Origin of the sequence: Pseudomonas sp. SIMBA_067, assembly GCF_046534675.1 — a bacterium.
GTDB lineage: Bacteria > Pseudomonadota > Gammaproteobacteria > Pseudomonadales > Pseudomonadaceae > Aquipseudomonas > Aquipseudomonas putida.
In genome coordinates this window covers 1-264 of record NZ_JAWRYH010000626.1, presented here as the reverse complement: position 1 = coordinate 264, position 264 = coordinate 1, and the positions used below count along the sequence as shown (strand labels likewise).

Genomic DNA, 264 nt, shown 5'->3' with positions numbered 1-264 from the left:
CACCCAGCGTCAGCACCCAGCGGTTCCACTCCATCTGGTCCTGAGCATAGAGGCCGGTCTGACGCTGTTTGTTGAGATGCTGATAAGGATCGGCAAATGGCGTTACGCTGTTATCACCATATTGCGGATTAACCGCATTCAGGCTGGAGGCAGTGCCAAACTGTGCGTCGATATCATTGCGGGTACGCTGGAAGTCCACGCCCAGCAGCAGCGTATGATCAACCTGGCCGGTGGCGAATTTCGCCTGCGCCTGGGTATCGACCG

Annotated in this window: 1 protein-coding gene; it reads right to left on the bottom strand. The window is 57.2% G+C overall.

The window, feature by feature from the left end:
- Positions 1 to 264, bottom strand: a 264-nt coding sequence (locus tag SB765_RS30605) for a TonB-dependent receptor domain-containing protein (protein ID WP_410932615.1), incomplete at both ends; no start/stop codon positions are given.